Origin of the sequence: Amycolatopsis sp. NPDC049159, from assembly GCF_040648295.1 — a bacterium.
GTDB lineage: Bacteria > Actinomycetota > Actinomycetes > Mycobacteriales > Pseudonocardiaceae > Amycolatopsis > Amycolatopsis pretoriensis_A.
Window position 1 is genome coordinate 77,934 of sequence record NZ_JBEZDL010000013.1, and the last position, 23,946, is coordinate 101,879.

A 23,946-nucleotide genomic window follows, 5' to 3' on the forward strand; every position below is an offset into this window, starting at 1 on the left:
TCCCGCCGCGGAATGTACCGGCGCGAGGGGCGGATCGCTCACAGATCGTCGAAGTCCTCGGGCCGCAGGCCGTCGAGCTCGGCGCGGAAGCGGGCGACCTCGGCCTCGGTGTCGAGCACGTCGGCGGCCGGCCCTTCCGTCTCCTGCTCGACCTCCAGCTGCACGGACGCGACGTCGAGCACCTCTTCGGCGACGCTGATCGGCGCGCCCTGGCGCAGGCCGAGGGCGACCGCGTCGCTGGGGCGGGCGGACACGCGGGTGCCGGAGGCGAGCACGAGGTCGGCGTAGAAGATGCCGTCGCGCACCTCGGTCAGCTCGACCGCGGCGACGCCCTGGCCGAACGCCGCGAGCACGTCACCGAGCAGCTCGATCGTGCCGGGGCGCGGCTGCGCGATCTGTTCCCTGGCTCGCACCAGCGCCTCGGCTTCGCCGTAGCCGATCATGATGGCGAGCCAGCGCCGGGCGCCGTCGGGTTCCCGGAGCAACATCAGGGGTGCTTCCCCCGGCACCGGAACGGCCATCCCCACGACCTCGATCGGGATCACGCTGACCACCGCACCCTCCGTGTCAAGACTCCTCCGCGCGCCAGGTACCCAGAATGACCGGATCGCAACCCGGTTCGCGCCACCGGTTTTTTCACCGCGGCTCTCCTCGGCTGCGGAGTACGCCGGGATGCCTTGCCCGGGCCGCGGGCGCGCTGTCACCGTCGTGGGGTGGAACCGACGATTTCGCGCAGCGTCACCGTCCCCGCCGACGCGGGCACGGTGTGGTCGTGGGTCACCGACCTGCCCCGGATGGGCGAGCTGAGCCCCGAGAACGTCGGCGGCCGCTGGCTCGACGGCACCGGCCCGGCCCTCGGCGCGCGGTTCCGCGGCCGCAACGTGAACGGCGCCCTGCAGTGGTGGACGCGGGTGCGGGTGGTCGCGTTCGAGCCGGAGCGCCGGTTCGCCTTCGACGTGCGGACGCCGTTCGGCTCGCGGGTCTCGCGCTGGGAGTACGTGCTGGCGCCGGCGCCGGGCGGCTGCGTGGTGACCGAGAACTGGTACCGGATCGGCAGCTGGATCGTGCGGAAGTTCATGGGCCCGCGGGTCACCGGCCGCGCCGACCGGCCCGGGTACAACGTCGAGTCGATCGAGTACACGCTCGCGGCGCTCAAGGCGCGCGCCGAGGAGCAGGCCGCCGCCGCGTGAGCTAGGTCGCTCCGAACTGGTCAGTCTCTTGTTGAAACTCACGTTCTCCGGCTAGGTTGCTTTTCCGGACCTAGGAGGGACATGACCGACACCGCGCCGAAGCCCGGCCTCGTGCTGCTGGTCGTCTCGACGGCGGCGTTCCTGGCCAGCCTCGACACGTTCATCGTCACGATCGCCTTCCCCGGCATCCGGGCCGCGTTCCCGGGCGACGACCTGGCGACGCTGTCGTGGGTGCTCAACGGCTACACGGTGCTGTTCGCCGCCTGCCTCGCCCCGGCCGGGCGGCTGGCCGACCGCTACGGCCGGAAGCGGCTGTTCCTCGCCGGGGTCGCGGTGTTCACGGTGGCCTCGGCGGCCTGCGCGGTGGCGCCGTCGATCCCGGTCCTCGTGCTCTTCCGCGCGGTGCAGGCGATCGGCGCGGCGCTCGTGATGCCGACTTCGCTGGCGTTGCTGCTGACGGCGTTCCCGCCGCACCGGCGGCCGCTGGCGGTGGGCGTCTGGGCGTCGGTGGGCGCGGCGGCCGCGGCCCTCGGCCCGCCGGTCGGCGGCCTGCTCGTCGAGGCGTCCTGGCGCTGGGTGTTCCTGGTGAACCTCCCGATCTGCGCGGCGACGCTGCTGGCCGGCCCGCGGGTGCTGCGCGAGTCGCGCGACACCTCGACCGGCGTCCCGGACCTGCTCGGCGCGGCCGGTCTCCTGGCCGGCGTGGGCGCCCTCGCCTACGCGCTGGTGTCGGCCCCGGACGACGGCTGGGGTTCCGGCGGCGTCCTGGCGGCGTTCGCGGTGGCGGCGCTCGCGCTGGCCTGGGTCCCGCTGCGCTCGGCCCGCCACGCGGTCCCGGTGCTGGACCTGCCCGCACTGCGCGTCCCGACGCTGTGGCTGGCGTGCGCGACGACGGGCGCGTTCGCGGCCGGCTTCGCGGCGATGCTGTTCGGCAACGTGCTGTTCCTGACGTCGATCTGGCACGACTCGATCCTGGTCGCGGGCCTGTCACTGGCCCCGGGCCCGCTGATGGTGGTCCCGGTGTCCATCCTCGGCGGCCGGTTCGTCCACCGCTTCGGCCCGGGCCCGATCGTCGCCCTCGGCGGCGTCTCGTTCGGCGCGGGCGTGCTGATCTGGCTGCTGCGCATGGACGCGATCCCGGACTACGCGGCCGCGATGCTGCCGGGCCAGTTGCTGACGGGCATCGGGGTCGGGCTGATCCTGCCGAGCCTGTCGGGCGTGGTGGGCACGGTCCTGCCGCCGGCGAGGTGGGGCGCGGGTTCGTCGATGGTGACGACGATGCGCCAGATCGGAACGGTGCTGGGAACGGCGGTGCTGGTGGCGGTGTTCGCGGGAACGCCGGACCTGACGGACTTCCGCCGCGGCTGGCTGGTGGTACTGGCCACGGCGGTGGCGACGTGCGCGGGCGGGCTGCTGATCGCGGCCCGGCGGCGGACGGACCACTACGGGGAACCCCAGGCCCCGTCCAGCACTTCGAGTCCGTCGTCGATCCTCTCCACCGGGATCGAGCCGTAGCCCAGCACCAACCCGGGCTGCGGGAAGCCGCCGCACAGATCCGACAGCGTCTGCACCGCGGCCCCCGAAGCCGCGGCCCGCGAGGCGATCGGCTCCAGGTCCACCTCCGCCAGCGCGCACAAATGCAGCCCGGCCGCCGACGGGACCACCCGGAGGCGGTCCGCGAACCGGCGGTCCAAAGTGGACACCAGCCGCTCGTGCCGGTCCGCGTACACCTTCGTCGCGCGGCGGAGGTGGCGGGCGAACAGGCCCTCGTCGATGAAGCGGGCCAAAGCCGCCTGCGCTGGGAGGTCGCCGTGCCAGTCGGAGAGCTGGCGGGCGTGGCGCAACGCTTCCCGCAGCGACGCCGGGGCGACCAGGAAACCCAGGCGCAGCATCGGGAGCAGCGTCTTCGAGAACGATCCCACGTACGCCACCCGCCCGCCGCGGTCCAGGCTCTGCAACGGCTCCAGCGGCCGGTCCGAGAACCGGAATTCGCTGTCGTAGTCGTCTTCCACGATCACCGCGTCCGCGCGGGCGGCCCAGGCCAGCAGCGCCGTCCGCCGGGCCAGGGACATCGGGGTGCCGAGCGGGAACTGGTGGGACGGCGTCACGTACACCAGCTTCGTGCGCGGAGGCAGCGCCGCGACGTCGAGGCCTTCGCCGTCCACCGGTACTCCGACCACGTCGGCGCCGTGCGACGCGAACAGCAGCTTCGCCAGCCGGTAGCCGGGCTCTTCGACGGCGACCCGGTCGCCCGGGGACAGCAGCACGCGGCACAGGAGGTCCAAAGCCTGCTGCGCGCCTTGGGTGACCAGGACGTCGCCGGTGTCCGCGCGCACCGAACGCGAGACACCGGCGTGGCGGGCGATCGCCGCGCGCAGGGCCGGGTGGCCGCCCGGGTCGGCGTACTGGGCCACGCCGTCGCGGAGTTCGCGGGAGAGGAAGCGGCGCCAGGTTTCGAGGGGGAACAGCGCCGGGTCCGGGATGCCGACCCGGAAGTCGAAGCGCGGCACCTGGACGTCGGCGGCGACCGGGGGCGGCAGCGAGCGCCAGACCGGCTTCGGTTGCGGCCCCGCCGCCGAGGGTGCCGAACGCGGTCGCGGCGCAGGCAGCGACGCCGAGACGTACGTGCCGGCGCCGACGCGGCCGGTGAGGAAGCCGTCGGCGGTGAGGCGGTCGTAGGCCACCGCGACCGTGTTGCGCGAGACCGCCAGGCGCCGGGCCAGTTCGCGGGTCGGCGGCAGCCGCTCCCCCGCGCGCAGCCTGCCGTCCAGGACGGCGTCGCGCAGCTGGCGGTAGATCCGGACGCTGAGGTCGCCACGCCCGGCCAGGCTGACGTGGAAGTCCATCGCGCGAGCCTACATTGGCCCAATCCAGATAGTCAGAATTGGATCTGGGATCAAGCCAAAGCCGGACCTACCGTCATCCTCATGACGAAGACCCCGGACCGCCTGCTCGCCGCCGCTCAGCTGGTGGGCTCGCTCGGCGACGGCGCGTTCCTGACCTGCTCGGTGCTGTTCTTCACCCGGATCGCCGGGCTGACCCCGGCGCAGGTCGGGCTCGGCCTCACCCTCGGCTGGGCGGTCGGCTCGGTCGCCGGGGTGCCGCTGGGCCACCTCGCCGACCGGCACGGCGCCCGCGGCTCCGCGGTGCTGCTGGCCCTGGCGACCGGCGCGTCGATCCTGACGTTCCTGGTGGTCCGCTCGCCGGTGCTGTTCGTGCTCGCCGCCTGCCTCTACGGCAGCTGCCAGACCGGCCTGGCCGCCGCCCGCCAGGCGCTGCTGGCCGCGCTCGCCGATCCGGAACGCCGGACGCGCATCCGGGCGCAGCTGCAGTCCGCGGGCAACGCCGGGCTCGCGGTCGGCGCCGGCCTGGGCGGGCTCGCGCTTTCGGCCGACACCGCCTCGGCGTACCTCACGGTCTTCGTCCTCGACGCCGGGAGCTTCGCGGTCACCGCGGCGCTGCTGCTCGCGCTCCCCGCCGTGCCGGTGGCGGCGCCGCGCACCGGCGAGCCGAAGCTGGCCGTGCTGCGCGACCGCCCGTACGCGCTGGTGACCCTGCTCAACGCGATCCTGCTGCTGCGCATGCCGTTGCTGAGCGTCGCGATCCCGCTGTGGATCGTCGAACACACCGCCGCGCCGAGCTGGACGGTGTCCGCGCTGTTCGTGCTCAACACGGTCGTGGTGGTGCTGCTGCAGGTGCGGGTCGCCGGACGGCTGGCGGGCACCGGCGCCGCGGCGCGGATGGTCCGCCGGTCCGGGGTGCTGCTGCTCGTCTCCTGCGTGGCCTTCGCGGGCTCGGCGTACGGCAGTTCGCCGTGGATCGCTTTCGCGGTGCTGGTCGTGGGCGCGCTGGTGCAGGTGGCCGGCGAGATGCTGCAGTCGGCGGGCTCGTGGGAGATCGGCTTCGCGCTCGCGCCGGCCGATCAGCAGGGTCAGTACCAGGGCTTCTTCGGCACCGGCGTGTCGGTGGCCCGCGCGCTCGGGCCGGTGCTGCTCAGCACCGTCGTGATCGGCTGGGGCCTGCCGGGCTGGCTGCTGCTGGGCGCGGTCTTCCTGGCCGCGGGCTGGGCGATGGGGCCGGCGGTCCGCTGGGCCCAGGCCGCGAAGCCCGTCAGGATTTCAGTCGCCGCGCGTTGAGCCCGTACTGCGCCAGTTTCCGGTAGAGCGTCGCGCGGCCCATGCCGAGCTTCGCCGCGGCCTGCACGACCGTCGCGCCCGGCTCGGCCAGGCAGCGGACGATCTCGTCGCGTTCCAGCGCCTGCAGCCGGCTCAGCCGGTGCCCGACCCCGGTGAAGACCTCCGCGGGCAGCTGCGGGGTGTCGACCACCTGAGACCGTGAAGCGGCTTCGCGCACAACGCGCCGAAGCTGCTTCGCGTTCTCCGGCCAGTCGTACGCCGTCAGCGCGCGAGCCGCCGCCGGGGTGAACGTGACGTCGCGGCCGCGGTCGCGCCGGGCGAAGTGGCGGGCCAGCGGGAGGACGTCGTCCGGGCGGAACCGCAGCGCCGGGACCTCCACGACCCGGTCGACCAGCGGGCTCAGCGCGACCGGCACCGAAGCGGCGTCCGCGGCGGTGAGGACGAACGGCGGCAGCTCGTCGTGCCGGACCTCGGCGAAGAGCCGGGCCAGCTCCTCCGCCGCCCACGCCGGCAGCGCGTCCACGCCCGAGACGATGACGCAGGTTTCGGCCTTGGCCAGCTCGGGCGTCCACAGCGTCAGCCAGCTGCCGACGTCGTCGGGGGCCGGCGGGCGCGCGTTGAGGACGCGTTCGCGGGGCCGCAGCTCCCGCCGCGCCAGCGACGCCAGCGCCGTCTTGCCCGCGCCCGGTTCGCCGACGACCGCGACGACCCGGCCGCCGGCCAGCGCGGTCCGCGCTTCGGCGACCGCCGTGCTCCAGGCCGGCGAGAGCCGCGGCAGGTCGCCGGGGTCGACCCGGTCGGCGTAGACGCGGAAGACCTCGCCCCGCGGCGTCGGGCGGGCGGTGCGGCCGGACGCGCGGGCCAGCATCAGCGCGGCGGTGTTCCCGGCCGCGGCCTGGGCCAGCGCGAGCAGCAGCTCCGAGGACTGCTCCGACCACGTCGTCAGGTTGACGCTGCCGGCCAGCCCGCCGGTCAGGGGGTCCAGCACCGGCACCGCCGCGCACGTGTAGCCGCGCAGGTCGGTGCAGTAGTGCTCGGCCGCGCGCACCAGCGAGGGCGCCCGGTCGGCCAGCGCCAGGCCCAGCCCGTTGGTGCCCGCGTTGCTCTCCGCGAAGTAGAAGCCGGGTGCCAGGTGCACCTTGTCGAGCGAGCGGTTGATGCCGGCGTCCGTGCACAGCCGGCTCAGCACGAGGCCTTCGCTGTCGGTGATCATCAGGCTGATCGGCTCGTTGGCCAGCGTCGCCTGCAGGCCGCGCAGCACTTCGGTGCCGCATTCGTAGAGCAGCGAGCCGGTGTCGACCGCACCGGAGAACACCGGCACGACCTCGTCTTCCGGGACGCCGTAGCGCTCGCTGCGCTGCCAGGACGCCCGCAGCCGGGCCGCGTCGAACGAACGCGTGACCTGCATTCGCGGGTACTCCACCTCGGCCTCCCGGGACGCCTCGTCGCGTCGGACTCCCAGCCTACGTCCGCCGTCCGGGCCGCGGCCGCCCCGCGCTGTCTCATATCGAGACACCCGGCGGGTCCCTGACCAGCGCCGACATCCCTAGCGTCCCCCGCATGTACAGCAAAGACGGCGAGACCTACTTCATCGTGGACGCCCACGTGGCGCTCTGGGACGCGCGCCCGGAGAACCAGCGGAACATCCACGGAAAGCAGTTCATCGACTGCTTCTACGACTACCACCGCAACCTGAGCCCCGAAGCCGAGGTCTGGCCCTATGAGGACTACCTCTACCAGGGCGGCGAGCGGCTGATGCGCGACCTGTTCGAGAACGGCTACGTCGACCACGCAATCTTCCAGCCCGCGCACCTCGGCGCGTTCTACGAGAACGGCTTCGGGCAGACCGAAGAAGCCTTCGCGCTGACGCGCAAGCACGAAGGGAAGCTCACCTACAACCACTTCTTCGACCCGCGCTTCGAGCAGGCCGGGATCGACCAGCTGCGCCGCGACGCCGAGCGCTTCAACCTCAAGGGCGTCAAGCTCTACACCGCCGAGTGGCAGGGCGATTCGCGCGGCTACAAGCTCGACGACAAGTGGACGTACAAGTACTTCGAAGCCTGCCAGGAACTGGGCATCAGGAACATCCACGTCCACAAGGGACCGACGATCCGGCCGCTGGACCGCGACGCCTTCGACGTCGCCGACGTCGACCACGCGGCGACCGACTTCACCGACCTCAACTTCGTGGTCGAGCACTGCGGCCTGCCGCGGCTGGAGGACTTCTGCTGGATCGCGACGCAGGAGCCGAACGTCCACGCGGGACTCGCGGTCGCCATCCCGTTCATCCACACGCGGCCGCGGTACTTCGCGCAGATCATCGGCGAGCTGCTGTACTGGCTGGACGAGGACCGCATCCAGTTCTCCAGCGACTACGCGCTGTGGACGCCGAAGTGGCTCATCGAGCGGTTCGTCGACTTCCAGATCCCCGAGGACCTGCCGGAGTACGCGCCGCTGACCGTCGAGCAGAAGAAGAAGATCCTCGGGCTCAACGCGGCGGCGATGTACGACATCCCGGTCCCGGCGGAACTGCGGCTGGCTCCGGTCGAGCCGCAGGCCGTCTCGGTGGCGTGACGTGGATGCCTTCACCGCGCTGGACGCGGTTCTCGATCCGGAGCTGGACGAGCCCATCACCGACCTCGGCTTCGTCAAGTCCCTCGCCGTCGACGGCGGCCGCGTGACCGTCCACTTGCGGCTGCCGACGTCGTTCTGCGCGCCGAACTTCGCCTACCTCATGGCCTCGGACGCGAAGGACGTGCTGACGGCGCTGCCGTGGACCACCGAAGTCGTGGTGGAGCTCGACGACCACCACGACTCCCCGCTGATCAACGCCGGTCTCGCCGCGGACGCGGGGTACCGCGGGACGTTCGGCCACGAGGCCGACGAAGACCTCGAAGAACTGCGGGAAACCTTCCGCCGCAAGGCCCACCAGGCGGCGATGGAACGCGCGCTGACCGTGCTGCTGCGGGCGGACGAGGACGTCGACCTGCACGGCGTCACCCTCGCGGACCTGCCGGACGTGCCCGCTTCAGCGGCTTTGCGCCGCCGCCGCGAGGCCCTCGGGCTTCCGGCCGAGCCGTCGTCGCCGGTGCTGGTCGACCACGACGGAACCCCGTTCCCCCGCGAGGAAATCCCGCTGCGGCTGCGGTTCGCCCGATCGGTCCGCATCTCGATCGAGGGCAACTCGCACTTCTGCCGCGGCCTGCTCCGCACCCGCTACCCCGAGTCCACTGTGGAGGTACCAGCGTGAAAGCCGTCCAGGTCGTCGGGTACGACGAACCGCTGCGGATGACCGACGTCCCGGAGCCGTCGGCGACCGGGCCGTACGACGTCGTCGTGCGGATCGGCGGCGCCGGCGTGTGCCGCACCGACCTCCACATCCTGGAGGGGCAGTGGAAGGAGAAGTCCGGCGTCACGCTGCCCTACACGATCGGGCACGAGAACGCGGGCTGGGTGCACGCGGTCGGCAGCGCGGTCACGAACGTCGCCGAGGGCGACAAGGTGATCGTGCACCCGCTCATCACGTGCGGGCTGTGCCGCGCGTGCCGCTTCGGCGACGACGTCCACTGCGAGCAGTCGCAGTTCCCCGGCATCGACACCGCGGGCGGCTACGCGGAGTACCTCAAGACGTCCGCGCGCAGCGTCGTGAAGATCGACGACTCGCTGGAGCCGGCCGACGTCGCGGCGCTCGCGGACGCCGGGCTGACGGCGTACCACGCGGCGGCCAAGGCGACCCGGCGGCTGCGGCCGGGCGACAAGTGCGTCGTCATCGGCGCGGGCGGGCTCGGCCACATCGGCATCCAGGTGCTCAAGGCGATCTCGGCCGCCGAGCTGATCGTCGTCGACCGCAACCCGGACGCGGTGAAGCTGGCCCTCTCGATCGGCGCCGACCACGGCGTCATCGCCGACGGCTCGCAGGTCTCCGCGGTCCTCGACCTGACCGGCGGCCACGGGGCGGAAGCCGTCATCGACTTCGTCGGCGAGGGCGGGGCGACCCGCGACGGGATCGCGATGCTGCGGCGGGCCGGCGACTACCACGTCGTCGGCTACGGCGAGAACATCGACGTCCCGACGATCGACGTCATCTCGACGGAGATCACTCTGGTCGGCAACCTGGTGGGCTCGTACAACGACCTGTGCGAACTGATGGTGCTGGCCGCGCAGGGCCGCGTGAAGCTGCACACGGCCCGCTACCGGCTGGCCGAGTTCCAGACGGCCCTGGACGACCTCACCGCGGGGCGCATCCGCGGCCGCGCGATCCTCGTCCCGTGACCGAGTAGCGCACTTTCACGTGAAAGTGCGCTACTCGCTCGGCTGGGCCGCCGGGGCCTGGTGGAGCGAGAGGTCCTGACCGGCGGCGGAGTCCTGGGCCCAGGCGCCGGACTCCGCCGTCCACGTCTGCCCGGCGTAGCTCACCTTGTCCACGCCCAGCGCCTCCGCGCGGCCGACCAGCCAGCTCGCGTACGCCCAGCCCTGGGCGGCCGGGTGGGCGCCGCTCAGCGTGGCCGTGCCCAGCTCCGCCGTCGCCTTGGCGGCGAGGTCGCCCGGGGCCGCGAGGGTCAGGTTGCGGCAGGTCAGCGCGGCCGGGAACTGGCCGTTGAACGCCGCGGCCATGGCGCGGGCCTGCGACTCCCACTGCGCGTACGCGTCCGGCACCCCCGAACGCTGGATCTCCTGGGCGGCCTCGGTGATCGGCAGCGTCTCCCAGCCCGGCAGCTTCTCGAGCTTCTCGTAGAACGCCGTCGCCGCGTAGACGGGGTCGCGCAGCTGCGCGATCGTGCCCCAGCCCTGGCTGGGCCGCTGCTGGAACAGCCCGACCGAGTCGCGGTCACCGCCCTCGAGGTTGCGCAGCTTCGACTCCTGCAACGCCGTGGCCAGCGCGACCGTGGCCGCGTGCGCGGGCAGGCCCAGCTTCGTCCCGACCGCCGAGATCGTCGCCGCGTTGTCCATCTGCTCCGGCGTGAACGTGTAGCCGTCCTGCCCCGGCTGCGCGACGGTGCACCCCGGCGTCCGCACCGGACTGCGCGACAGCACCACCGCCACGACGATCCCCGCGGTCAGCACGACGACCGCCCCCAGGAAGATCGCCACCTTCAGGCCACACCCGCGCACCCTGCCTCGCCTTCACCCGTTCGCACCAGTCTGCCAAAACCAGGACGCGGGGCGGCGGGTGGAGGTTCAGTGACCGGTGTCTCGGCAGGCCGGGCCCGGGTGCGGTTCGAAGCGCGCCCGGGCGGAGTGACCCGGCGCACCGGACCGGCAGGGCTCGGTGGACCTCCGCTCAGTGACCCGTGCCGAGGAAGATCGGGTTCGACATCGCGACCATCGCGTTCGGCTGGCTCGTGTTCGGGCCGCCCGACGGACGGCGGACCTCGACGCGCACCCAGCGCGAATAACGCGGGTACGTCGTCCACGTCACCGTGGCCGCTCCCGAGTCGCCGATCGTCTCCGTGTGCTCCGGCCCCAGCTGGTCCTGGAACGTCACCGTCGTCCCCGGTACCCCGCCGACCGCCGCGCGCACCGTCACCGGTGTCCCCGTGCCCACCGGCAGCGACGAGCCGATGCCGGCCGTCCGGCCACCACCGGAGGCTGTGAAGTCCAGCTGGACCGCGGCCGACTCGGCCAGCCACGAACGCCCGGCCTTCAGCCCGGCCAGGAGTTCCTTCCGGCGGAGCCGGTCGGCGAGCACGACCGTGTGCGGCAGCCCCACCCGCTGGTCCGGGTTGTGCGCGTCGGAGTCGCCGATCGCCGGGATGAACCGGCCGCCGCGCAGCAGGCCGTCCCAGTGGATGACGCTCGCCTCGTCGTCCTGGGTCCACGGGCCGTTCCAGACCTCGACCAGGTCGGCGATCTCGTACGCGAACTCGTAGGTGCAGCCGAAGCAGTTGGCGAACGGGTGCGCCGCGGTGACCAGGCCGCCCGCGCGGTGCACCTGGTCGGTGAACCGGCGGAAGTCCTGCGGGTCGGCCGCGCGGTAGCGCCAGTCGATCCAGGTGCCGGCGGGCAGGCCGATCGCGGGCCAGTGCCCGGACCGCGTCGTCACCTCTTCGCCGTTGAGGATCAGCAGGTCGTCGGTGGCGTACCGACCCCACACCAGCTGCGAGCTGGACGTGTTGTGGTCGGTCGAGACGATGAAGTCGAGGCCGGCCGCGCGGGCGTCGGCGACCAGCTGGTCCGGCGTGCGGCGGCCGTCGGAGTGGACGGTGTGCAGGTGGCCGTCGCCGCGGTACCAGGCGCGGCCGCGCTCCCGGGCGGGCGCGGTCTCCGGCGCCGGGTCCGGCCGGAACGTCTCGGCGTCCGGGCCGAAGGTGAGCGTGATGTCCACTTTGTAGTTCAGGCCCTGCGGCGCGACCGTGTACGGGCCGAGGATGACGTGCCAGCGGCCGGGCCTGATCGGGCCGGCCAGGTAGCCGGGCGTGGCCTCGGACGCGCTGATCGAGAACCGGTCGCGGAACCCGCCCGACCAGCCGCGGAAGCCGCGGGCGTTGCCCAGTTCGTGGCCCTCGGGCCCGAACACCCCGATGTCGCAGGCGTTCCCGCGGGTGCCGGCGGGCACCTGGGGCTTGTCGTAGGAGTAGCCGACGTCGATCTGCCGCACCCCGCGCGGGACGTCGACGGGCAGGTAGTACCAGTCCGGGACGTCCGGCTTCAGGGTGCCGGTGACGGTCCGGGTCTGGCTGCCGGTGCCGCCCGGCTGGTCGGCGAACGCGACGCCGGGCAGCATCCCGAAGGCCGCCCCGGCCGCCGCCACCCCGCTCGCGCGCAGCAGCGCCCGGCGGCTCAGGTCCCCAGAACTCATGCGTACCTCCGCATCGAAAGACGTCCCGACGCTAGGCCGCGAACGCGAACGCGGACAAGAACCGGCGGTGAACTTTCGGCGCGTGGCGGCCGGTTCCGGTCAGGACCTGGCGCGCCGGGCGAGGATCTTCGCGAGCGCGACCACGGTGACGGCGGCGGCCAGCCCGAGCCGCGTGACGTCGATCGCGGGCACCCAGGTCACGCTGCCGCCCCGGACGACGAACGCGCCGGCGGGCCGGGCGAGCACCCCGAACCCGGCGCCCTCCCGCACCGGCAGGGCACCGGTGTCACCGCCGCCACCGCCCCCGCCGCCGAACACCGTCGCGGCCGGGATGACGACGGCGCCGTCCCGCTCGACGGGCTCGCCGTAGACGAGTTTCGCGGAGAACAGGTTCTGGGCCGACGCGGCCAGCTGCCCGAGTTTCATCCCGCCATCCTGGCCGTACCGGCCCGCCGCGCGCACCTCCCGCCGGGCTGTCCACTACGGATTCGGTGCAGCGCTGAAAAAATTGCGCTGAAGGTGTGGCAAAAAGATGTATCGGAAAGCTTTCCCCGGATTCGGCGGTAGCTTCGCACCGCACGAATCCATTCGGGACAGGCGTCTGCTCGATCGAAGACTTCCCGCCCGGAACCACCGATCTCTCCTGCACCCACGACGACGCCGGCGGTTTCCACAATTACGTCAAGCAGTTCACGGCGCCGAACTTCTGGTACACCGACGGCGGGGTGCTGTCCTGGCTCTACGGCGAGCAGCACGACGACTGGCAGGGCACGTACGGCTTCGACGCGTGCGTCGCCGAGTACCACTCCGGGCACGGAACCATGGACGGCAACGGCGTCTTCCGGATGCCGATGGGCGGCACCCGGGGCGGCTCGGCCTTGGCGAGCTCGGCCGACATGCGGCTGGGCAACGAGGTCGCCCGCTACCTGGGCCTGCGGATGATCTTCGGGTTCGAGTCCACCAGCGTGGACAGCCCGGACTACGGCGCGTACTTCTTCGGCAAGTGGAACGGCAACGGCCACAAGTTCGGCAAGGCGTGGCTGGACGCGTCCTGGGACATCGACCACCACCAGGCGCCCTCGGCCGTCGTGTGCGGTGCGACGCAGGCCGAGGCGCAGGACCGGCTGTGGAACGAGGGCTCCTTCTCGAGCGCCGCCGCGGCTCTCGCCGGCGCAGCTGGGCGAGCTGGCCGGGCGGCGGGCTGCCGGCGGCGCCGGGCCCGCACGGCGTCGTGCTGGGTGCCGAGGGGAGCGGCCCGCGGCTGACCGTCGACCACCGCGGCGTCCGCGAGAGCACGTTCGCCGAGGCGGACGGCACCGGCCGGGACGCGCCGAGCGCTGCCGAAGCGGTCCGGATCGCCCAGGACGCCGTCGAGACGTTCGGCCTGGCCGACCGCGTCGACCTCGTGGCGGACAAGGTGCGCCACTCCTACCACGCGGGCGGCACGCTCGAGGAGGTCGCGGACCCGCGCGTGCGCGAAACCCACGTGGTGTGCACGCAGCTGGTCGACGGCCACCCGGTCGTCACGCCCGGCCTGGGCGAGGTGCGGGTCGCCATCGACGGCGGCGGCACCGGCACGACGATCGTCGACGCCACCCGCGAGGTCGACCGGCTGACCGGGAGCGCACCGGCGGCACCGCCGGCCACCCGCGAGGCGGTTCGCGAACCGTCCACTGTGGACGAGGCACTGGACGCGGCGCTGCAGCGCTGCTTCGTCGCCTCTCGGCCGGCCGCCGAGGTCCGCGCGGTCCCGGATTCGACGGCGGTCGGCTACGCGCTGCGCGGCGACGACGGCACGCACGTCGTCCGGCGGACGGTCGAGGTGGACTGCGGCGAAGGGCTCGCGAAGCGGTACGTGCTGGAGGCGCCGCTGCGGTGTGTGCGGGGGCGGGGCGGGCCGGCACCCGGTCGGGGGGGGGTGCCGGCCCGCCGCACATCCGAAGTGTGAACCCGGTGTATCCGGGGCATTAACCAGGCACACCTGTGTCCAAGGGGAGTGCGTACCGAGGGGAGACCGCGATGACCTTCGACTTCGTCGGCCGCTGGCTGGGCCGGCATCGCGAACAGCCGGGCGTCACGGTGGACCTTTCGTGCGGTGGCCGCGTCACGCTGCGCGAGATCGACGGGCGCCCGGTGCTGGCCATCACGACCGCGCCCGGGCCGGACGGGCGGTGCGAAGTCGCCGCCGTGCCGTTGTCGGATGCCGAACGCCGCGAGCTGGGCCAGGTCCTCGGCCCGGCCGTCCTGCTGGCCTCCTGACCGGGGCCCCTACTTTCGCGGATCTGGATGTTTTCCGGCTCGAACCCGCCGTAGGCTGCGCACCGTGCTTTGTGGCAGCCCTCGCGAGAAACGCGGTCCCGGCAGTGTGGCGCGGGTCGCTTTTTGTGGGGTTCCCACAACGCAGCCGCCTCGGCATGCGCCATGGCGGACATTGGTCTACCCCGCGGTAATCCAGCAGGGTGTAGACAGGTGCAGGCGACGCTCCAGGACAGGTGCGTCGCCTTCTGTGCGTGGGTACTTGGGAGGCTCAGCCGGTGTTCAGTCGTGTCGCCATCGTCAACCGCGGAGAGGCCGCGATGCGGCTCATCCACGCCGTCCGGGATCTGTCGGCGGAAACCGGGACGCGGATCGAGACGGTCGCCCTCTACACCGACGCGGACCGCACCGCCACGTTCGTCCGTGAGGCCGACCTGGCCTACGACCTCGGCCCCGCCTCGGCCCGGCCCTACCTCGACCTCGCCAAGCTCGAGCAGGCGCTGATCGAGACGAAGGCCGACGCCGCGTGGGTGGGCTGGGGTTTCGTGGCCGAGGACCCGGCGTTCGCCGAACTGTGCGAGAAGGTCGGCGTCACCTTCGTCGGGCCGAGCGCCGACGCGATGCGCAAGCTCGGCGACAAGATCGGCGCGAAGCTGATCGCCGAAGAGGTCGGCGTGCCGGTCGCGCCGTGGAGCCGCGGCGAGGTCGCGACCCTCGAAGCCGCCCTCGAGGCCGGCGACCGGATCGGCTACCCCCTGATGCTGAAGGCGACCGCCGGCGGCGGCGGGCGCGGCATCCGCATGGTGGCCTCCGGCGAAGACCTCGCCGACGCCTACGAGCGCACCAGCCAGGAAGCCCTGCGCGCGTTCGGCTCCGGCGTCGTGTTCCTGGAGCGCCTGGTCACCGGCGCCCGCCACGTCGAGGTCCAGGTCATCTCCGACGGCACGACGGCGTGGGCGCTCGGCGTCCGCGACTGCTCGGTGCAGCGCCGCAACCAGAAGATCATCGAAGAGTCCGCTTCCCCCGTCCTCGCGCCGGAGCAGACCGCCGAGCTGAAGACGTCGGCGGAGCGGCTCGCGGTCGCGGTCGGCTACCGCGGCGCGTGCACCGTCGAATTCCTGTACCACCCGGGCGAGAAGCTGTTCGCCTTCCTCGAGGTCAACACCCGCCTGCAGGTCGAGCACCCGATCACCGAGATCACCACCGGCACCGACCTGGTCAAGCTGCAGCTGCACGTCGCGGGCGGCGGCAAGCTCGAAGGCACCCAGCCCGCCGAGCTCGGCCACGCGATCGAAGCCCGGCTCAACGCCGAAGACCCCGACCGCGACTTCGCGCCCTCCCCCGGCCGCATCGCGCGGCTCGCCCTGCCCGCCGGCCCCGGCATCCGCGTCGACACCGGCGTCAGCGAGGGCGACACCATCCCGGCCGACTTCGACTCGATGATCGCCAAGATCATCGCCTACGGCCGCGACCGCGCCGAGGCGCTCGGGCGCCTGCGCCGCGCGATGGCCGAGACCACCGTCATCATCGAGGGCGGCGCGACCAACAAGAGCTTCGTGCTCGACCTGCTCGACCAGCCCGAGGTGATCGACGCCAGCGCCGACACCGGCTGGATCGACCGCGTCCGCGCCGAGGGCCGCCTGGTCACCCACCGGCACTCCGCGATCGCGCTCGCGGCGGCCGCCATCGAGGCCTACCAGGACGAAGAAGACGTCACCATCCAGCGGCTGCTGGCCACCGCCCACGGCGGGCGCCCGCAGGTGCAGCACGAAAGCGGCCGCCCGCTCGACCTCAAGCTCCGCGGCGTCGGCTACCGCGTCAGCGTGGCCCGCGCCGGGCGGAAGCGCTTCCGCGTCGGCGTCTCGGCCGGCACGTCGGACGTGCACCACGCCGAGGTCGAGATCGACCGCTTCGACGCCCACAGCGGCCAGATCCTGGTCAACGGGCGGCGGTTCCGCCTGATCTCGGCCACGCACGGCCCGATCCACCTGGTCGAGGTCGACGGCGTCACCCACCGCGTCAGCCGCGACGAGGGCGGCGTCGTCCGCTCCCCCGCGCCCGCGCTGGTCGTCGCCACCCCGCTGTCCGTCGGCGACGAGGTCGAGGCGAACGCGCCGATCCTCGTGCTGGAGAGCATGAAGATGGAGACGGTGCTGCGCGCGCCGTTCCGCGCCCGCGTCCGCGAGTGCCCGGTTTCCGTCGGCAGCCAGGTCGAGACGGGCGCGCCGCTGATGCGCCTGGAGCCGCTGACCGACGGCGACGAGGCCCAGGCGGCCGAAGAGACCGAGACCGTCGAGATCGAGCTGCCGTCGGTGCCGGACGGCGTGTCCGCGGCCGAGCGCGTCGCCCGCGGCCTGCAGGACCTGCGGAGCCTGCTGCTCGGCTTCGACGTCGACCCGGCCGAGCGCAAGCGGCTCGTCGCGGCCTACCTGGAAGCGCGTGCCGAGCTGGGCAACCGGCCGGTCGAGGGTGAGCTGGACCTGCTCACCGTCTTCGCCGACCTGTCCGAGCTGAGCCGCAACACCCCCGGCGGCGAGCTCGACACCGAGCCCAACGGCGCCGTGCACAGCTCGCGCGAGTTCTTCCACAGCTACCTGCAGAGCCTCGACGTCGAACGCGCCGGCGTCACCGAAGGCTTCCAGGCCCGGCTCCGCCAGGTGCTGGCGCACTACGGCGTCGCCGACCTCGACCGCACGCCGGAGCTGGAGGCCGCGGTCTTCCGGATCTTCCTGGCGCAGCAGCGGATGTCGGCCGACATCGCCGTCGTTTCGGACCTGCTGCGGCAGTGGCTGACCGGCGCGCCGCCGGCGGAGTCGCTCAGCGAGCGGGCCGGACTCACCCTGGAGCACCTGGTCGAGGCCACGCAGGTGCGCTTCCCCGCGGTGTCCGACCTCGCCCGCGGCGTCGTGTTCCGCTGGTTCGCCCAGCCGCTGCTGCGCCGCAACCGCGCCGAGGTGTACGCCGCCGTCCGCACCGAGCTGCGCTACCTCGACCAGCACCCGGACGCACCGGACCGCGCCGACCGGATCCAGGCGATGATCACCGGCTCGCAGCCGCTCGTCCGGCTGGTCGGCCAGCGGATCGGGCGCCCGGGCCGCGACCACGCGCCGCTGCTGGAAGTGCTGACCCGCCGCTACTACGGCAACCGGCGGCTGTCCGGGGTGGCCGTGCGCGACGCCGGTGGCTCCCGGTGGCTGACCGCCGGGCTGGAGACCGCCGACGGCGTGCTGCCCCTGGTCACCACCGCCGTCGACATCGCCGCCCTGCCCGACGCCCTCGCCGCGCTCGGCGAGGTGGCCACCGAAGGCGTGGTCGCCGACCTGTACCTGCGCTGGGAGGACCAGCCCGACGTCGACGCGACCGCCGAGCGGCTCGGCGCGCTGCTGGCCGGGCACCCGGTGCCCGCGAGCGTGCGGCGGGTCGTGTTCACCGTGGCCGGCACCGGCGGCGCGGTGATGCACCACCACTTCACGTTCGAGCGCGACGGCGAGGCGTTCGCCGAGGACCGGCTGATCCGCGGCCTGCACCCGCAGATCGCCCAGCGCCTGCAGCTGCAGCGCCTGCGCGAGTTCGACCTCACGCGGCTGCCGTCGGCGGACGAGGAGATCTACCTCTTCAAGGCCGTGGCGAAGACCAACCCGGCCGACGAGCGGCTGATCGCGATGGGCCAGGTCCGCGACCTGACGCCGCTGCGCGAAGCCGACGGCCGCCTGGTCGCGCTGCCCGCGCTCGAGGACGCGGTCACCGCCTGCCTCGACGCGATCCGCAACATCCAGGCGCAGCGGCCGCAGAACAAGCGGTTCGACACCAACCGGATCATGATGTACGTCTGGCCGCCGACCGACCTCACCACCGACGAGCTGAACACGCTGGTCCAGCGCATCCTGCCGACGTCGGTGGGCGCCGGGCTGGAGGAGGTCCAGTTCCTGGCGCGGCGGCGCACGGACGCGGGCAAGCTGACCGAGCTCGCCGTCCGGATCACCTTCGACCCCGGCCACGGCGCGCGGCTGCACGTCGACCACCCGTCGACCGAGCCGGTCAAGCCGCTGGACGACTACCGCCTGAAGGTCCTGCGTGCGGCGCGGCGCGGGACGGTGTACCCGTACGAGCTGACCGACCTGCTCGCCGGTCCCGGCGGCACGTTCACCGAGCACGACCTCGACGAGAGCGGTGTCCTGGTCCCGGTGGACCGGCCGAAGGGCAAGAACACCGCCGCGCTCGTGGCGGGCGTCGTCACGACCCCGACCGAGCGGCACCCCGAAGGCGTCACGCGGGTGGTGCTCCTCGGCGACCCGACGAAGTCGCTGGGCGCGCTGTCGGAGCCGGAGTGCTCGCGAGTCATCGCGGCGCTCGACCTGGCCGAGCGGATGCGCGTCCCGCTGGAGTGGCTCGCCCTCTCTTCGGGCGCGCGGATCTCGATGTCCTCGGGCACCGAGAACATGGACTGGGTCGCCGCGGCGCTCAAGCGGATCGTCACGTTCACCCAGGACGGCGGCGAGATCAACATCGTGGTCAACGGCATCAACGTCGGCGCCCAGCCGTACTGGAACGCCGAAGCGACGATGCTCATGCACACCAAGGGCATCCTGGTGATGACGCCGGACTCGGCGATGGTGCTCACCGGCAAGCAGGCGCTGGACTTCTCCGGCGGTGTGTCGGCCGAGGACAACTTCGGCATCGGCGGCTACGACCGCGTGATGGGCCCGAACGGCCAGGCGCAGTACTGGGCGCCGAACCTGCCGGCCGCGCGGGAAGTCCTGATGGCGCACTACGAGCACACCTACATCGCGCCGGGCGAGTCCGGGCCGCGGAAGGTGGCCACGACCGACCCGGCGGGCCGCGACGTCTCGTCGTTCCCGCACGCCGTCGTCGGCAGCGACTTCCGGACCGTCGGGGAGATCTTCTCGGCCGAGCACAACCCGGACCGCAAGAAGCCGTTCGACATCCGCACGGTGATGCGCGCGCTGTCCGACCAGGACCACCCGGTGCTGGAACGCTGGGCGGGCATGGCGGACGCGGAGACCTCCGCGGTGCAGGACGTGCACATCGGCGGCCGCCCGGTCTGCCTGATCGGCATCGAGTCGCGGTCGGTGCCCCGCCGCGGCTTCCCGCCCACCGACGGCCCGGACACCTACACCGCGGGCACGCTGTTCCCGCGTTCGTCGAAGAAGACCGCGCGCGCGATCAACGCGGCGTCGGGCAACCGGCCGCTGGTCGTGCTGGCCAACCTGTCGGGCTTCGACGGCTCTCCGGAGTCCCTGCGCAAGCTGCAGCTGGAGTACGGCGCGGAGATCGGCCGGGCGATCGTCAACTTCGAGGGCCCGATCGTGTTCACCGTGATTTCGCGGTACCACGGCGGCGCGTTCGTGGTGTTCTCCAAGACGCTCAACCCGAACATGACGGTGCTGGCCCTCGAGGGTTCGTTCGCGTCGGTGCTCGGCGGTGCCCCGGCGGCCGCGGTGGTGTTCGCCGGCGACGTGAACAACCGCACGGCGAACGACCCGCGGGTGACCGAGCTGCAGGCCCAGGTCGCGGCGGCGGGCGGCGCCGAGCGGGCGGCGCTCAACGCCAAGCTGGCCGAGGTCCAGTCGTCGGTCCGCGCGGAGAAGGTCAGCGAGGTGGCCGCGGAGTTCGACCGCGTGCACAGCATCCAGCGGGCGGTCGAGGTCGGCTCGGTGGACGCGATCATCAGCGCGGCCGAGCTGCGGCCGCGGATCATCGAGGCCATCGAGCACGGCCTGAAGAAGTAGCTCTCCCCAGCCGAACCGGGGCCGGTCACCCACGTGACCGGCCCCGGTTCCGTTTTCCGTAACGGGCCGGGCGGACCCCGCGACTGTCCACTTGCGGCTTCCGCCGCGAGCCGGAGAGGGGACCCGTTGACGCACACCGACTTCGCGCTGGACCCCGACGAAGTACGGGTGCTCCTGGAGCGGCTGCAGGTCGCGAACGACCGCTTGACCGACGCGTGGGCCGACACCGGCCTGCTGACGGGCTCGCGCTCCCCCGCGGGTGATCCGGCGAGCGAGGCCTACACCGCGCGCCTCGCCACGCTGTTCGCGGCCGACCGCGACCACCTCCGGCAGCGGATCGCGTTCCTGCACGACCTGGTCGCGAAGGTCGGCGCGTCGGCCGGGCGGCTGAGCGCGCAGGACGCCGCCGCGGCCGGGGACCTGGCGGGCTGATGCTGTTCCCCTGGTCGAACCCCCGGGTGCGGGCCGCGGCCGACCGCGCCGGCCCGGCGTCCGTGCGTTCGACGGAGGACGCCGAGAAGTGGTCCGCGGGCCTGGCGCACCAGGACGTCGAGGCGCGGGTCGTCTCCCTCGAAGACCTCGTGGACCTGGTGCACGGCGGCAGCGGCACCGGCTGGGCCGAGGCCGCCGAAGCGGCGCAGCGGGTGGGGATGGCGCACCGCGAAGTGGCCGACCTGCTGCATTCGGTGCTCAACCGGCTCGACTCCGCGTGGCGCGGCGACGCGGCCGACGCCGCCGGCGCCACCACCCGCGCGTTCGGCGGCGCCCTCGACACGACCGAGGCGCGGTACGTCCACAATGGACTGAACATCACCGGGGCGGACCACCACTACCGGCAGCTCCGCGCCGAGCTAGCGCACCTGGGACCGCGTCCGGAGAAGAGCCTCTGGGACCACCTCACGCCGTGGGACACCGACACGGAAAAGGCGATCACCGCCTACAACGAGAACGCGGCGCGGTACCTGGAGCACTACCACGCCTACGCCGCCCACCTGGACGACCAGGCCCGCGCCCTGCGGTACGACGAAGGCGACCCGGCCGCCGATCGTGCACGCCCCACCGGCGGTGGTTGCGCCGCCGATCCGGCCTGCGGCGGAAGCACTCCCGCCGTCACCCGGCCGTACTCCGGCTTCCCCGCGACGACCGGCTTCCCGGCTCCCGCCACCCAGGCCCCGGCCGGTGCGGTCCCGCCCCCGGAACCCGCCGTTCCGCCACCGGCGTTCGCGGCACCGCCTGCTCCGGCCGCCTTCTCCCCGGCGCCGGGACCACTGCCGGACTCGCCGGTCACCGCCGCCCCACCCGACGCGACGAGCACGACCGGCTTCGTCCCGACCGGACCCCCGGCGTTCGCCACCCCGGCGGCACCGGTTTCCCCACCGGGGGCGGGAGCCGTTCCGCCGGGCTTCGGAGCCGTCCCGCCGGGCTTCACCGGCAATCCCCGCGGCGGCCTCGTCGGCGGAGAACTCCGCACGGCCGGTGAGAGCCTCCGGGGCGCGGGCGGCACCGGTCCGGGTTCCGGAGCCGCCCCGGCTTCCGGCCGGGGTTCGCGGCGAGAGGGCGACCGGGACCACGAACGCAAGTACGTCCTCGACGACGGCTCCCTCTTCACCGACGAAGAACGGTACGGCTGGGTCGACCCGGTCACCGGCCGGACCACCGTCGACCCCACCATCGGTGCCTGAGCCGGGAGAACCACATGCCCGTCTTCGACGAACCCGTCGTCCTGCCCCGGCCGGCGTTCCTCACCGCCTGGCGCCTGCTCGACCTCGGCGACGCACCCGCGGCCCTCGGCACCGGCCGCCACCACTGGCTCCGCGATGACGCCGCGGCGGAGCTGGAGAAGCGCACGATGGGCACGCTCACCGGCCTCGGGCTCGCGCGCAACGGCCGCCTCAACGACCTCTGGCGCACGTCCCTGCGGACCCTCGCGCACGCCGACCGCGAGTTCTACTCCTGGACCACCCGCCGCGACGGCGGGCACGGCGCCGTCCTCGTCGCGGCGCGGGGCGAGGACGCGGTCCGGCTGGTCGCCGACGACGTAGCGGTGCTCGTCGAGCCCGTGCGCCCGGCCCGGCTCGCGACCAGCCTCCTCGACGGCCTGCCCGAGCTCGACGGCGCCGACGTCCCGGACCAGGTGCAGACCGCGAGCGTCGCGCCGCTGCGGGAACCGCGGGAAGCGGTCCACCAGCTCTACACCGCACGGCGCGAGCGCGGCGTCCGGATCCGCTCGAACCCGGCCACCGCGCTCGACCTCGACCGCGGCCGCGTGCTGACCTACCCGGTCGGCGAAGACGCCGTCGTCGTCGCGCCGGGCACCCCGCGGCTGATCGTCGCCCTGCTGAACGAGACGCACGCCGGGCTGGTCTGAGCGCGCCGGGTTTCGCGACTTTCGGGGGTGTGCCGGGTTTGCCCGTCCCGACACACTGTGCGTGCCGGTGCGGTGACCAAGGGTTCCCGCCGGACCTCCATCCGTGCGGCGTGAGGAGATCCTCCGATGGCGTCAAGGTCCCTGTCCCGGCTCGCCCTCGCGGCGACCGGGGTCCTGCTCACCACCCTGCTCGGCGGCACGGCCACCGCGCAGCCGGCGGACACCCCCGTCTTCTGGCGGGTGCCGGCCACGGCCACCCAGGCGCGGGCGCTCACCGACGCCGGGTTCGACGTCGAAGAGGGCGATGCCGGCGCGGTGTACGTCGTCGGCGGTCAGGCGGTCGCGAACCAGTTGCGGGCGCGGGGTTTCCGGCCGTCGTTCTTCGACACCGTGTACAAGGACCTGCCCGCGCAAGGGAACGCGCTGGCGGCCGACACGTACTACGGCGGCTACCGGACGGTCACCGCGCACGAGAACCACCTCTCCGCCGTCGCTTCCGCGCACCCGGACCTGGCCACGAAGTACACGATCGGCCAGTCGTGGAAGAAGACGAAGGGCCAGGGCGGCCACGACATCCAGGCGCTCTGCCTGACGAAGAAGCAGGCGGGCGACTGCACGCTGTCGACGACGTCGCCGAAGCCGAAGTTCTTCCTGATGGCCCAGATCCACGCGCGCGAGCTGTCCACCGGCGAGCTCGCCTGGCGCTGGATCGACTACCTCGCCGACGGCTACGCGACCGACGCCACCGCGAAGTCCATTTTGGACACCACCGAGGTGTGGGTGGTGCCGATCTCGAACCCGGACGGCGTCGACATCGTCGCCTCGGGCGGGAATTCGCCGAAGCTGCAGCGCAAGAACGCGAACAACACCCGCGGCGGCTGCAGCGGCACGAACATCGGCATCGACCTCAACCGCAACTCGACGTTCAAGTGGGGTGGTGACTCGAACTCCGCGTGCTCGGAGACGTACCAGGGCGTGAGCGCGGGGTCCGAGCCGGAGACGCAGGCGCTGGAGAAGCTGGCCCGCGCGATCTTCCCGGACCAGCGCGGCACCGGGAACAACGACCCCGCGCCGGCCACCGCCAAGGGCACGATGATCACGCTGCACAGCTACGGCAACGACATCATCATCCCGTGGGGCTTCACCCAGTCCACCTCGCCGAACGACGCGCAGTACCGCCGCCTCGGCGCGAAGTACGCGGCGTCCAACGGTTATCTCGTCGGCACCAACGAGGAAACCGTCGGCTACGACACCTCCGGCACCACCGACGACTTCACCTACGGCGAACTGGGTGTCGCCAGCGTGACGTTCGAGGTCGGCGGTTCGAGCGGCACCTGCGGCGGCTTCCTCCCCCGCTACACCTGCGTCGACAGCACGTTCTGGCCGAAGAACAAGGGCGCGCTGATCACGGCCGCGAAGGCCGCGGCGGCGCCGTACCAGCAGTAGG

19 protein-coding genes are annotated in these 23,946 nt (G+C 73.0%); 13 read left to right on the top strand and 6 right to left on the bottom strand.

Annotated elements, in window-relative coordinates:
• Nucleotides 1–38: 38 nt before the first annotated feature.
• Complete coding sequence (locus AB0B33_RS24415) at nucleotides 39–554, bottom strand: bifunctional nuclease family protein (RefSeq protein WP_247024150.1); 516 nt, start codon at nucleotides 552–554, stop codon at nucleotides 39–41.
• Between the two features lie 159 nt (nucleotides 555–713).
• Here AB0B33_RS24415 and AB0B33_RS24420 point away from each other — a divergent pair, with 159 nt between their 5' ends.
• Both AB0B33_RS24420 and AB0B33_RS24425 read left to right on the top strand, forming a co-directional pair.
• Nucleotides 714–1,190: an SRPBCC family protein gene (locus AB0B33_RS24420; RefSeq protein WP_360775699.1), complete on the top strand. Its 477-nt coding sequence runs from the start codon at nucleotides 714–716 to the stop codon at nucleotides 1,188–1,190.
• An 81-nt stretch (nucleotides 1,191–1,271) separates the two neighbouring features.
• Complete coding sequence (locus tag AB0B33_RS24425) at nucleotides 1,272–2,705, top strand: MFS transporter (protein ID WP_360775702.1); 1,434 nt, start codon at nucleotides 1,272–1,274, stop codon at nucleotides 2,703–2,705.
• On the opposite strand, the gene AB0B33_RS24430 is transcribed toward AB0B33_RS24425, so the two are convergent.
• A complete protein-coding gene (locus AB0B33_RS24430; RefSeq protein WP_360775705.1) occupies nucleotides 2,633–4,036 on the bottom strand; it encodes a PLP-dependent aminotransferase family protein in 1,404 nt (467 codons plus the stop codon). The genes AB0B33_RS24425 and AB0B33_RS24430 overlap by 73 nt on opposite strands.
• A gap of 81 nt (nucleotides 4,037–4,117) precedes the next feature.
• Here AB0B33_RS24430 and AB0B33_RS24435 point away from each other — a divergent pair, with 81 nt between their 5' ends.
• Nucleotides 4,118–5,326, top strand: a complete 1,209-nt coding sequence (locus AB0B33_RS24435) for an MFS transporter (RefSeq protein ID WP_360775708.1) — start codon at nucleotides 4,118–4,120, stop codon at nucleotides 5,324–5,326.
• Here AB0B33_RS24435 and AB0B33_RS24440 read toward each other — a convergent pair.
• Nucleotides 5,301–6,749, bottom strand: coding sequence for a helix-turn-helix domain-containing protein (locus AB0B33_RS24440; protein ID WP_360775711.1), 1,449 nt, complete (start codon nucleotides 6,747–6,749; stop codon nucleotides 5,301–5,303). The genes AB0B33_RS24435 and AB0B33_RS24440 overlap by 26 nt on opposite strands.
• Nucleotides 6,750–6,886: 137 nt before the next feature.
• Between AB0B33_RS24440 and AB0B33_RS24445 the strand changes: the two genes are divergently transcribed.
• Genes AB0B33_RS24445 through AB0B33_RS24455 form a run of 3 tightly spaced genes read left to right on the top strand, consistent with a single transcriptional unit; the run spans nucleotide 6,887 to nucleotide 9,598 of the window.
• Nucleotides 6,887–7,900, top strand: a complete 1,014-nt coding sequence (locus tag AB0B33_RS24445; RefSeq protein ID WP_360775714.1) for an amidohydrolase family protein — start codon at nucleotides 6,887–6,889, stop codon at nucleotides 7,898–7,900.
• Nucleotide 7,901: 1 nt separating this feature from the next.
• Nucleotides 7,902–8,576, top strand: a complete 675-nt coding sequence (locus AB0B33_RS24450; protein ID WP_360775717.1) for an iron-sulfur cluster assembly protein — start codon at nucleotides 7,902–7,904, stop codon at nucleotides 8,574–8,576.
• Nucleotides 8,573–9,598 carry an NAD(P)-dependent alcohol dehydrogenase gene (locus AB0B33_RS24455; RefSeq protein ID WP_360775720.1) on the top strand — a complete coding sequence of 342 codons (1,026 nt, stop codon included), beginning with the start codon at nucleotides 8,573–8,575 and terminating at the stop codon, nucleotides 9,596–9,598. Before AB0B33_RS24450 ends, AB0B33_RS24455 begins: the two co-directional genes overlap by 4 nt.
• Before the next feature lie 30 nt (nucleotides 9,599–9,628).
• Here the strand turns inward: AB0B33_RS24455 and AB0B33_RS24460 are convergent, their stop codons facing one another.
• From AB0B33_RS24460 to AB0B33_RS24470, 3 genes are all read right to left on the bottom strand, one after another.
• Nucleotides 9,629–10,417 carry a hypothetical protein gene (locus tag AB0B33_RS24460; protein ID WP_360775723.1) on the bottom strand — a complete coding sequence of 263 codons (789 nt, stop codon included), beginning with the start codon at nucleotides 10,415–10,417 and terminating at the stop codon, nucleotides 9,629–9,631.
• 190 nt (nucleotides 10,418–10,607) lie between these two features.
• Entirely contained in the window at nucleotides 10,608–12,125 is a 1,518-nt protein-coding gene (locus AB0B33_RS24465; RefSeq protein WP_360775726.1) for a CehA/McbA family metallohydrolase, read from the bottom strand.
• A gap of 99 nt (nucleotides 12,126–12,224) precedes the next feature.
• A complete protein-coding gene (locus AB0B33_RS24470) occupies nucleotides 12,225–12,551 on the bottom strand; it encodes a hypothetical protein (protein WP_360775729.1) in 327 nt (108 codons plus the stop codon).
• Nucleotides 12,552–13,251: 700 nt separating this feature from the next.
• Between AB0B33_RS24470 and AB0B33_RS24475 the strand changes: the two genes are divergently transcribed.
• The 7 genes from AB0B33_RS24475 (at nucleotide 13,252) to AB0B33_RS24505 (ending at nucleotide 23,945) form a co-directional block, all read left to right on the top strand.
• Nucleotides 13,252–14,073 (top strand): hypothetical protein, encoded by an 822-nt coding sequence (locus AB0B33_RS24475; protein ID WP_360775732.1) that lies wholly within the window; start codon nucleotides 13,252–13,254, stop codon nucleotides 14,071–14,073.
• 71 nt (nucleotides 14,074–14,144) lie between these two features.
• Nucleotides 14,145–14,384: a hypothetical protein gene (locus AB0B33_RS24480; RefSeq protein WP_247024164.1), complete on the top strand. Its 240-nt coding sequence runs from the start codon at nucleotides 14,145–14,147 to the stop codon at nucleotides 14,382–14,384.
• Between the two features lie 275 nt (nucleotides 14,385–14,659).
• Nucleotides 14,660–20,131 (top strand): biotin carboxylase N-terminal domain-containing protein, encoded by a 5,472-nt coding sequence (locus AB0B33_RS24485; RefSeq protein WP_360775736.1) that lies wholly within the window; start codon nucleotides 14,660–14,662, stop codon nucleotides 20,129–20,131.
• Between the two features lie 126 nt (nucleotides 20,132–20,257).
• The gene (locus tag AB0B33_RS24490; RefSeq protein WP_360775739.1) at nucleotides 20,258–20,563 is read left to right on the top strand and encodes a hypothetical protein; all 306 of its coding nucleotides are present in this window, start codon (nucleotides 20,258–20,260) and stop codon (nucleotides 20,561–20,563) included.
• Nucleotides 20,563–21,813: a hypothetical protein gene (locus AB0B33_RS24495; protein ID WP_360775742.1), complete on the top strand. Its 1,251-nt coding sequence runs from the start codon at nucleotides 20,563–20,565 to the stop codon at nucleotides 21,811–21,813. Before AB0B33_RS24490 ends, AB0B33_RS24495 begins: the two co-directional genes overlap by 1 nt.
• Nucleotides 21,814–21,827: 14 nt before the next feature.
• Nucleotides 21,828–22,499 (top strand): ESX secretion-associated protein EspG, encoded by a 672-nt coding sequence (locus AB0B33_RS24500; RefSeq protein ID WP_360775745.1) that lies wholly within the window; start codon nucleotides 21,828–21,830, stop codon nucleotides 22,497–22,499.
• A 126-nt stretch (nucleotides 22,500–22,625) separates the two neighbouring features.
• Nucleotides 22,626–23,945: a M14 family zinc carboxypeptidase gene (locus AB0B33_RS24505; protein ID WP_360775748.1), complete on the top strand. Its 1,320-nt coding sequence runs from the start codon at nucleotides 22,626–22,628 to the stop codon at nucleotides 23,943–23,945.
• Nucleotide 23,946 lies beyond the last annotated feature (1 nt).